Origin of the sequence: Bradyrhizobium sp. Mp27 (genome assembly GCF_029953005.1) — a bacterium.
Taxonomy (GTDB): domain Bacteria; phylum Pseudomonadota; class Alphaproteobacteria; order Rhizobiales; family Xanthobacteraceae; genus Bradyrhizobium; species Bradyrhizobium barranii.
In genome coordinates this window covers 1-10,331 of record NZ_JASAUS010000201.1, presented here as the reverse complement: position 1 = coordinate 10,331, position 10,331 = coordinate 1, and the positions used below count along the sequence as shown (strand labels likewise).

Sequence of the window (10,331 nt, the reverse complement as noted above, 5' to 3'; positions counted from 1 at the left end):
CCGTCGTTGCCGCCTCCATACCCCCCGCCAACGATTTGCAAACACGTTGATCAACAGACTGCAATCCCCACGCCAAACCTTTGCGAGTGGGACGCGAACGTCGCTTACGGTTCATCGTGAAGCACAAGACGGAAGGGAAACGCCTGACGCGCAAGCTGACGGCGTTGCGCCAGGACGCCTGGCGGCTCATGCACGCGCCACTGGCCACGCAGCACGAGCGGTTCGCCGCCGCACTGCGCGGGCACTACGGCTACTATGGCAGGCCGCACAATTATCCAGCGCTCAACGGCTTCTACCGCGAAGTGCGTCGGATCTGGCTACGTTGTCTGAGACGACGCAGCCAGAAAAGTCGGCGCATGGGCTGGTCGGAGTTCGACACCCTGACGGCACGCTTCCCTCTGCCCGTTCCACGCATCACTCGCACTTGGGCGCAGGCGCGGATATGACGCGGGTTACCCTCGGGAAGAGCCGGGTGCGGGAAATCCGCCCGCCCGGATCTGTGAGGGCGAAAGCCAAATGGCTGAGCTACTCGACCGCGCCTCTCTTGCTCTGCAGAGTGCGGTGCTGCCGAATGCTTACTTGATCGATAGCTGCTTGAGATCATGGTGGCACTGGAAAGGTCGGATTTGCTCACCGCCCGGCATCGTTGAAGCGTGCTTCTAAGATCTCCGGAAGGAGGATCAGACGTGGTTTTAGGTCCGCCTGAGCAGCTGTCCGAGGTGCCGACGAGCCCCTCATTCAGCCAAATTGTGGCTGATGGAAGAGAAGAACGCGGCTTCCCGGTAGGCTCTCTGCCGTGTAGAGCTGACCGTGGATAAAAAAAGCGGTCATTGGGACGTCCCGGCTCGGCAGAAGGCCTAGATTCTGCAATATGTCGATCACGGCGGGCGAAGCCTCTTGGGAGGCGTGCGTCCAGCCGTCGCCCAAGAACTCTCCCAGTTCAGGCACTTGCGGGACTGGCTGATGGCCTGATGCAGGTGCGGCAGACGGCAGAGGAAGGTTCGGCGCCAGCGCCGAGGGAGCGTCCCTACTCCATTCGAACGGAGCCGCCGAATCAAGCCCTGGCGCAAGACCGCCGTAGATATCTGAGGAAGTCCTCAGTGCCGCAGGCCTAGCTTCGCCCGGCAAAGCGGGCCGAGGGTGATGAATGAGCTGAACGTCCTTGGGCCCTTCCGGTCCCAAGATGGCCGTGTAGCGTTCGCCGCCGATCTCAAAGTTCATGATTGGATGTTCCACAACAGGCAAGAAGTCCCACTCGCCTAACTTGGACAGCATCTCGTCGGGGGCCGGCTGGGTGCGATGGGAAAAATTCTTGGGAACGGCGAAAGAAACATCAAACGTATCGCCGACAGCGGGCGACAGCAGATGGACGAGCTGAACATCGTTGAGCCCTCCCGGTCCCAAGACGGCCATATAGCGCTCACCTCGAATGTCGTAGGCCTTTACCCGCTGTGCTGCATCCGGCAAGAGGCCCCAGCGGCGAAGCCTGTGCATCATATTCGGCGCGGCCTGAGTCCCGTGGGAGAAATGTTCGGGAACGCTCAAAGACGCATCAAAGGCTTCGCCGGCTGCTGCGATCGTCTGCTCAAGGGTGGTCTGCGCCGCAGCGCCTTCGTTCATCATCTGTCCAGAGTGGTCTTCAGAGGCGAAATCGGGCTGCCGCAAGCTCGGATGCCAAGCAGGGGCATCGAAAGGCGCTTCTTGAGCAACACTCTGCGCTGGCGAGGGAACGGTTGGACTCATCGTTGGCCAAGGCATCAGCGCATCGAAGGTCGGCGTTGGCAAAAGGTTCTCGCGGTCCGCTGCATCGAAAAGCGCGTCCTGAGGGACACTTTGCACCGGCGAGTGGATGATTGAACTCATCATTGGACCAGGCACCAGTGCATCGAAGGTCAGCGCGCGAAAGAGGTTCTCGCGACCCTCGGCATGGAAAAGCGCGTCCCGAGGGACACGTTGCACCGGCGAGGGAATGGTTGGACTCATCGTTGGCCAAGGTACCGGCGCATTGGAGGTCGCCGCCGACAAAAGGTTCGCACGATCCGCGGCATCGAAAAGCGCCTCCTGATCGACACTTTGCACCGGCGAGTGAACCATTGAACTGACCGTTGGCCCAAGCATGGTCGCCGGCAAGAAGCTCTCGGCTTCTGCAGCATCGAAAAGCACGTCCTGGGCGACACTTTCCGTAGGCGAATGGACGGCCAACCCCACTCCATGCCAGACCTGCGGAGCATTGAACCCCGGCGGCCGTGAGCTGCGCTCATCTGCATCGTCCCCAATCGGCTGCTCATCGGCCGGCATAGCTGAGGGGGTGGACGGCTGGATGACCTGGCGCGAACTGCCTCCTTCTCCGCCTAAATTGGTCTGCAGGGTAATGGCGCGATAGTCCCGAAGGCCATTCAAGGCGGAGATGAGCATCTTGTCCTTCGGGAACAACCTATCCGCGTGTCCGAGCAGTTTATCATCACTGAGGTCGGCAATGGACAAGGGTCGGAGCGCTACCGCCAACTTCCGCAGTCCGCTCGCATAGCTCTCGGCCGTTTTCCTGCCGATCTGTCGACCAAAACCTGCCTCGGCGGCATCCCTGATAAGACCCTCATCTTCCCTGGAAGGACGATAATGTGTTGAGAGGGGGCGAGCGTTGGCGTCGGGCTCGCGGTACCGACTGATCATTAACAATGCTGGCGCGATGACCCTGTCGTTTGGCAGCAGCTTCCTAGCGTTAGCGAGTAAGGCATCGTCATCGAGCCCAGCAATTGATTTGCCGGACTTCTTCAGCCCCTCGGCGAATTTGCGAAGCCGACGATCATAAATTTTGACGGTGGTCTCACTCGGCGGCGGCCCTCCATTGAGAGCAGCGGCCGATGCCGCCTGGATGAGGTGATCGTCTTCCTCAGTGACATCATGAAGCGCCGCGTGCGGATATACAGGGCCCGCCTCTCGCACGCCTGCCAGGTGCTGCTCAAACGCCACATGCTTTTGATCCGGCTGTTCCACGGCGGCATCCGACGCAGCGGACGCCTTATCGGCTGGGTTGATCGTGTTGAATCGGTCCATGTTCAGTCCGCAGGGCTCGCTCTCTCGCTATTTCGCTACTCACGTTTGCTTTCCAAAACCTGACATCGCCAAGCGGAAAGGTAGAATGAAAGGATAAATGATGGCTCGCAATTGCCTTCTCTGCGCCTTGCAGCATCGCTCGTGCGCCTGAGCGCCAGGTGCTGCACAGTAGGTTCCGACAAGCGCTTAAAGCGCCTATCGGAGCGGCTGCACATTCTGTGTTGTTGGTCCCGCTGCGTCCGGCGCTGTCGTGCTTGCTCCATCTTCTCCGTTGCCCTTGTTGCGCGCTGCGAGAGTAGAGCGACTAGCAAGAGGAGCGGCGGCGCGATCGCCATTTACCGTGCTGACAGACCGATTATCAACCAGGTCGAGCGGATCGTTCACCATCACTCCCAGGTTGTTTTTGGTCGAGCAACCAAGAGTCGGTTCGAACGAATTGTCGTCCACTGCTGGTCCTGCGATCAAAAGCGACGGACAGTTCGGAAGATGCGCTTCAAACGTAATCGCCTCGATCCTGACGGCGGAACGGCCCGATAAATTGAGGGGAGAAGCGGACAGCCGGATGTTAGAGGGAACAACCCCCATGGCGCGTGCTTCGTGCGCCACCTGCGCAATGAGCTTATGGGAGCCGCTGACATCCACATGGAGCGCATCCCGCCGGCCACCACTTGCGTCGGCGATAAAATTACGCAGCTGAAGCTTTTCGAGGGCATGGAGGCTCTGCAGAAGCAAGACACGCTTTTTCTGTTCGACCTGAACTCCTTGTTCGGCAGGATTGGGATGGATCGACGCAGTATTTGCGCAGCCCCCCAATATTGCGGCAAGGACAATCGAATGGGACAAATATCGCATGTTCATATGTCGATCCTCATTCGATGATAAAGCCGGCGTTGCCCGTCAGTCCCGGTGCGCTCGCGCGCGGCGCATCGCGGCCTTGAGGCGGCCGTGCCACCGTGTTCGTCAAGATGCGGCCTGCATCTGATGGCGGTGCGATGCGGTTGGTCGGAATACTTATCTGGCTTGGATTTGATCCCGGCCGTACGATGTAAGGTGTAACAACGATAACTAGCTCGGTTTCGCGTTTTTGAAACGATGAAGAGCGAAAAAGCGCACCAAGGATCGGTACGTCGCCGAGCCAGGGAAACTCGCCGATATCAGTGTTGAAGTTGCGCCTGATGAGGCCGCCGATTGCAAAGCTCTGGCCGCTGGCGAGCTCGACCACGGTGCTCGCCCGCCGCGTCGAGAGGGCAGGAACCGCCATACCATTGATCTTGACTTCGCCTTCGGTCGATAGTTCGCTGACTTCGGGCTTCACACGGACAATGATCTGGTTGTTGCTGAGCACTGTCGGGACGAATTCCAAGCTCACGCCGAACTGCCGGAATTGGACCGAAACCTGCCTGTTGTCCTGCATGACTGGGATCGGAAACTCGCCGCCGGCGAGGAAGCTTGCGGCTTCGCCGGACATTGCCGTCAGGTTCGGCTCAGCCAGGATTGAGGCGAGGTGCTCACTGGCGAGAGCGTCGAGAACAGCGCTGAGGTTGATATTGCCGGTGCTAAACCCGATCCCAATCGTGCCGCCGCCGCCAGCCCTGCCGGACCCTCCCGGTTTGCCGGTGGCAAGGAAAGCGCCGTTTGGGCCCGAGGCGGTGAAGTTGATGTTGAGATCCTTGACGGCGGTGCGGGAGACTTCTGCTACGCGCACGCTGAGATTTACCTGCAGTGAGCCGGCGACCTGGATCTTGTTGACGACCGGGGCGCCCGCGCCAACAAATTGCTCAGTGACCTTCCTCGCAGCCTCAACGACATCGGCATTGGGCGCTATACCGCTAAGGATCGCCCCGCGCGGGGTATAGCTGACCTGAATTGGATAGTCGCCGACCTCGGCCTTGAGCGCGGCCCGTAGATCCTCGAGTGGTTGGGTTACGACAATACGCAGCTCGGCAAGAGCCTCGCCGTTTTCGTTGAGGGCGAACAGGCTCGTCCGCCCGGACTTTTTGCCGAACACGAAAATTGTACTGCTCGACGGAGCTTGATAATCGGCAATTGCAGGGTCGGCGACAAAAATGGTCGCCGCCGGTGCGCTCAAATGCACCGTCTTTCCCTGTGACGAGGTAATATTGAGCGTGCCCGTGGTGCTGCCGGGTGCCGCACGTGGCATCTCTCCTTTGCCGTCCCGCTTGGTCTCGGCTGAGGCCGCAAGCGGAAACAGCAAAGCAAATCCGCATAGGAGGTAGCAGAGACGATTGAGAGCGGCAGAGCGTTGTGGGTTGGTGATCGCAGGCGGCTGGGTAGCGCCGGCGGCATTATTAAGGACCTTCAAGCGATTGTTGCCTTTAAGTGACGCTGCTAGGCAGCCGATGCTGTGCCAACGAGTTCAAGAGTGTAACCGACGCCGCGCGCGGTCTTGATTCTGAGCGTCGCACCCGCCTGGTTCAAATGCGCGCGTAAGCGATAAATCCCGACTTCCAGCGCATTGGTCGAAACCTCGTCATCGAACGCGTACAAGCTATCTTCCAGCGAAGCGCGCGGCACAGTGCGGCCGGCGCGATTGAGCAGATGCTCGAGAATGCACACCTCACGCCGAGCAATCCTCAGGATCCGGCCACCCACCGAGACTTGTCTGGCGATCGGATCGAAATGCAGATTCCCGAATGTCACGACCGGCGCCGTCATTTGCGTTGACCTTCGCAAAATGGCCCGCATGCGAGCGATGAGTTCGTCGATCGACACAGGCTTGGGCAGGAAATCATCCGCTCCCGCATTGAAGGTCGCGATCCGGCGGCTGAGATCATTGAGACTGCTCATCATCATTGCCGGCATTGATCGTCCTTCGCGCCGCAACTGCTTCAACCAGTCCAAACTATCCCCATCCGGCAAGACGGACTCCAGCAGTACGAGGTGGTAGTTTGCGCAATCCAGCGCGGCTGACGCCTCATCCAGCGTGGGCGTCACGTCCACCGCGAACCCGCAATTCACGAGCGTTGCCTTCACAGCGCGGCCAAAGTCCGCATGATGATCAACCAGGAGAATTCGCATCCATCGCCTCTCGTCCGTCCTCGGCAAGACTTGAGCGTGTTAGGGTTGACCAAGAGATCCGGCGACTGGATGCTGCCGGTCTGGCATGAATTCGAAAAGCCGTAGACGACCCGCAAGAGCTTGTTGGCAGGCGACCGATGCATGCGCATCCATTGACATCGGATATGTGACGGCTCGCGGCGGGTCGCCTGGGCGGGCGGCGCAGCTCAACATATCCGTTATGTTGGCAAGAGCTCTGCGATGACTTACGGGGTTGAGAGCCCTGGCGGCGCACTGATGCATCTGTGGGCGGCACATAGCAATGCCTGCATGCGCTGCGCGAATGCTAGCGGTAGTGATCGCGCGAGACTGCCCCAGCGAAAGCAAGGCACGAGCGAGATCAGCTGTATTTGTCGTCGAACAGGCTTGCGAAACCGACATTGAATACTTCCCAGTTCGTCTTGATCCGCGGTCAGTCTTGCGAGGCTGTTGGCCGTAGTGCCGTCAAGTCGCGGCATTGCAAGTGTTCCGCGCTAAAGACACTTCGCGCGCTATGTGCCGGCCAATGGGGCGTAAAAGGCCGAGATGCGACGAAACGATCAACGCGTCCTTCGGGACAGACGTCCTCTCGTTTGCCGGCGTTATCCAAGTAAGATGTCAACCGTTCCAATGCTCGGTCGCTTCCGAGGCGTTCTCCGTCCCAACTGAGCTAGTGCTGCCAATGAAGGACAAATTACGTGCGGCATTGCTGTCGTGCCTTGTCTGAGGCGGCGACGCCGGCTCCATGTCGTCGGATCGGGTGCACGGCTCAGGAACTCTGCCTTTCGTCGGCATAGGCGAAACAACGACTGCCCGCGTTGTTCTCGCGCGCTGGATCCAGGTCTGCCTGCGAAGACGGCGCTTCGCCCAGCCCTCACAGAGCAGATGAACGATGCAAGCTCTAAAAAGGAGGAGTTGGGTAGTGTGATCAACCGAATCGGCCGAGCATTGAGTTTTTGAGACGTTCGCAATTGTTGGTACCCGTCAGGAAGAGTTCACACGAGCGGACTGTGTCGCGAGACTGTCGGAAATCCTACAATCTGACGCGAGGTGAGATTCAAGTGCAATTGAATGCTCTTTGTCGGGGTGCCTTCAGTTTGGAATCGTTGTGAGGCAACGGCGACACAGTTCGACCATGCCGTCGAACTGCGCGCGGCGGTCCGTCTCGCTGTGTACAAAGCCGTGAGCATTCGTCCGTCCAATTAAACGTCTCGCAGAAGCGCTATTGAGTGCAGAAGAGGCAGGCGCTCTTGGCAAGCGGGTAAGCCATGACACCAGGAGCGGGGCGATCCGATCCGCCTCATGCGTGTCAATTTAGCGGGGAGACCGTGGCGAGAGGTGGACGTCCACTTGATGAACAGGAAGCAACGTTCGAGGTGAAGACTGTCGATCGCTCGAGCCAAGTTGTTCGGCAAGGGATTGAGGAGAGAATCGATTGCCAGACGTCATCTTGAATGCGGCCTCCTTATATTGCGATCGACTATGAGCCTCTTAGGCGCGCTCCGCAAAATCGATTGTTTTGATGGAACGCATCCAGGTGACGGATCGGCTGTCTTGTAACAGCGCGGCTTATCGCGGGGAGCGAATGCCCGATGCGATCGCGGCCGAAACACCTGTTGCTTGACCGCGCGGCCAATTTCAGACCGAGTACAGAGAGGGACGCAGCGCGTTCAGCGGCGTAACTCCACCAAAGCCGCCAGCCAGCCGTGAGCTCGTATGTCGTTCGAACTCACAATGTCCAAGGCGCCGGGATGCTCCAACGAGCGCGCACAGGAGGAGGATTGTCCGACATCCTCGCGTCGCCGGAAGTGCATCTTGTCGGAGACCGAACCGCTCTGCCGCTCGACCGGCGAGTTGATCGGGCCGCCGGTCGCCGCATAAGCTTAAGCTGTTCTGCGTGTGCGGAGTTGGTACGCCGCTTCAAGGTCTTTCTTTTGGGAGTTTGGGTGCTTGAAAACCAACGAACCAGCCCAACGGTTTGGCCGAGAGACCATCTACTCATTGCTCTCGCGCTTATAGGGATTTTCTTCTCTGCCGGTGCGGTAGCTTTCCAAGTTTCCGCCCAAGAACAGGCGCTCGGTCTCTTTCGTTGGCGTTCTGCCAAGTGAGCACATCAAATCGACGTCCGCATCGATGTTGTCGTAGTCTTCAGCATTCATTCTGAGCGCAATGCTGCTCATCACGTCGTCTGGCGTCCAGACACTGTGCTTCGGAACAGTGTAGGTGTGCAGTGCGTTCGCATTGTTGGCGATCGCCCTCGCCCAATGATCGCGAGAAACGGCGAGTTTCGCCGGATCTTCGACCAACGATACGAAGGGTGATGTTGTTGTCTTGCCGCGCATATGCCAGCCAGCTTGGCGCGCCCGGTCAATAGGATACCGCTCTGGATGATCTCCAATGGAAGAATGATCCCGAGCCGTGTTGCGAACATGCAATATGGCGCTTGTGTTTTCGTCCGTATGCGGCTTGCAGTCACTATTCTGATTCTGAAAACGCCGCAGTGTGACATAAGACGACCTCACGACGTCGTCAAATACGCCGTCTCGGTCAATGCTAGGTGCGCTCGCCGGTGACCAGCGCGCCGCCTGCTGCACGGCAAGGTCGATCTCATTGCGAAGCACTTCAAGATTGGCACCTGTCAGTGTTGCTGCAAGCTGAGCGCGGGCACTGACAAATGATGGGGCTGGGCAGCTACCGGGTTCCGAGGCGGCCTCGCCTGGCGCAGACGAGGACGTGGCAGTCGCGGAATTTGCCGCTAAGCAGAGTGAAGGCGGCGTCGGGTAGGCCGAATCGAGGTCGTCTAGATCCAAGTCATTCAGCTGCTGCTCGAAGCTTGCTTGATCTTCGGAATTGTGTGCCGTTGCGCTGCTCTCGGCGCCAAGCTCATCCTGTTGTCCATGGACGCGGCGCGCCTGCTGTACCACGTTGTGAACCTCAAAGGGAGTGTCCACAGCATTTCGTGGATCAACGTTCATATCTCTCTCCCTTCGAAGTGCCGGATGCCAGCCTAGATTGTTGCAGGCGCAGCTTTCGAGAAGCTGACAGACCAGAGAGGGCGCCATTTAGTTTCAGCTCTTGACGGAGTCGAATTGAGTCAGTCAGCATGGCGAACAGCCAGCCGGAAGGAAGTCGCGCGAAGCGTCGGATCAAAATCGGTGCTGCCGTTTGCCTCCTGGCATTGGTGTTCGATTGGGCTGCTATTGGATGCCTGAGATTGTTCGGATCGGCACGCCAGGACGCGCCCACCACTTCATTGTGGACGCGTGATCTAAGGCAGACAGCCCGTGCACAGCAAGATGGACGAGCCGGTGCTTGAGGTGGCGAAAGGCGCGTTCGTAGATCGTCTACTTATGCAGAGGCGAGAACTACATTCTCTCGCTCGAGAGGCCTGTGGCGGACCAGCGCAACCGGTTTGGTTTGCTGTTTCCAAGCGGACGACGCTGGATCAAGCCGGTCTAGTCGACGCGCGGGAAGCTAAGCCACTTCCGCAAACCTAACATACGAGGTTGTGATGTCGGAATAGCCATTACAACGTCTTGCGCGTCGTTGCGACAGGCTGCTTTGTACGAGCGCGCTTGTTGTCTGGAATCAGCCAAACGCATCGCGAGCATCACGACTTGGAGGCCGCAATCGGCGGTACTTATCGAGGGAGAAGAGCATATGAAGGTTACTGGCCGAGGACTAACGATCCTGTTGTCCTTGCTTTCGGCCGCGAGCGCGCCGGCAAGAGCCGACGACCCCTCGCCGAAATACACTGAAGTACTCAGAGCCCTCCAAGCGGGGAAGAATGTGAAGCTCATCCTCGATATGACCCACTGTACCAACGCGGATGGTGGCAAACCTGCGTCGGCGACGCAGGCCGGTCTGGTCATCAATGCCTTCAGGGTGACCAGCCAGAGCGGCATCAGCTTCGCCAATGCTCATCAAACGGTCGACAGCTCCGGACATGCCGTGACCGAGTACATCCGCCATAGCCTTAGCCGCGAAGGCAAGCTGACGGTGCGAGCCTCCAAACTTGTCGTCGGGACCACCGAACTCGCGAATCAAGGCGAATTCATCTGCGAAGTGCCGGATGGCGCAAAGTTCATCTGGTAACGAAGAGCACAGAGCGAGCTATGGCGGAATCTGGGTGATGACGGTGTGAGGAAGGCGGCGTATCGAGGCGGGTGACGAGCCTGCCAGAACCTCTCGAGGAGAGCGATACGCCATGACCGAGACTA

Annotated in this window: 7 protein-coding genes; 2 read left to right on the top strand and 5 right to left on the bottom strand. The window is 58.8% G+C overall.

Annotated elements, in window-relative coordinates:
- Nucleotides 1-116 precede the first annotated feature (116 nt).
- Nucleotides 117-446, top strand: coding sequence for a hypothetical protein (locus tag QJT78_RS44740; RefSeq protein ID WP_049807960.1), 330 nt, complete (start codon nucleotides 117-119; stop codon nucleotides 444-446).
- Between the two features lie 292 nt (nucleotides 447-738).
- Here QJT78_RS44740 and QJT78_RS44735 read toward each other — a convergent pair whose 3' ends face one another.
- From QJT78_RS44735 to QJT78_RS44715, 5 genes are all read right to left on the bottom strand, one after another.
- Nucleotides 739-3,054: a hypothetical protein gene (locus QJT78_RS44735; protein ID WP_011084646.1), complete on the bottom strand. Its 2,316-nt coding sequence runs from the start codon at nucleotides 3,052-3,054 to the stop codon at nucleotides 739-741.
- Nucleotides 3,055-3,249: 195 nt separating this feature from the next.
- A complete protein-coding gene (locus tag QJT78_RS44730; protein WP_080586785.1) occupies nucleotides 3,250-3,912 on the bottom strand; it encodes a CpaD family pilus assembly lipoprotein in 663 nt (220 codons plus the stop codon).
- 10 nt (nucleotides 3,913-3,922) lie between these two features.
- Nucleotides 3,923-5,377 (bottom strand): type II and III secretion system protein family protein, encoded by a 1,455-nt coding sequence (locus QJT78_RS44725; RefSeq protein WP_018647881.1) that lies wholly within the window; start codon nucleotides 5,375-5,377, stop codon nucleotides 3,923-3,925.
- 26 nt (nucleotides 5,378-5,403) lie between these two features.
- A complete protein-coding gene (locus QJT78_RS44720) occupies nucleotides 5,404-6,093 on the bottom strand; it encodes a response regulator transcription factor (protein WP_011084649.1) in 690 nt (229 codons plus the stop codon).
- A 2,012-nt stretch (nucleotides 6,094-8,105) separates the two neighbouring features.
- Nucleotides 8,106-9,086 carry a hypothetical protein gene (locus QJT78_RS44715; protein ID WP_028153525.1) on the bottom strand — a complete coding sequence of 327 codons (981 nt, stop codon included), beginning with the start codon at nucleotides 9,084-9,086 and terminating at the stop codon, nucleotides 8,106-8,108.
- A gap of 685 nt (nucleotides 9,087-9,771) precedes the next feature.
- On the opposite strand from QJT78_RS44715, the gene QJT78_RS44710 reads away from it, so the two are divergent.
- Entirely contained in the window at nucleotides 9,772-10,206 is a 435-nt protein-coding gene (locus tag QJT78_RS44710; protein WP_011084653.1) for a VirK family protein, read from the top strand.
- Nucleotides 10,207-10,331 lie beyond the last annotated feature (125 nt).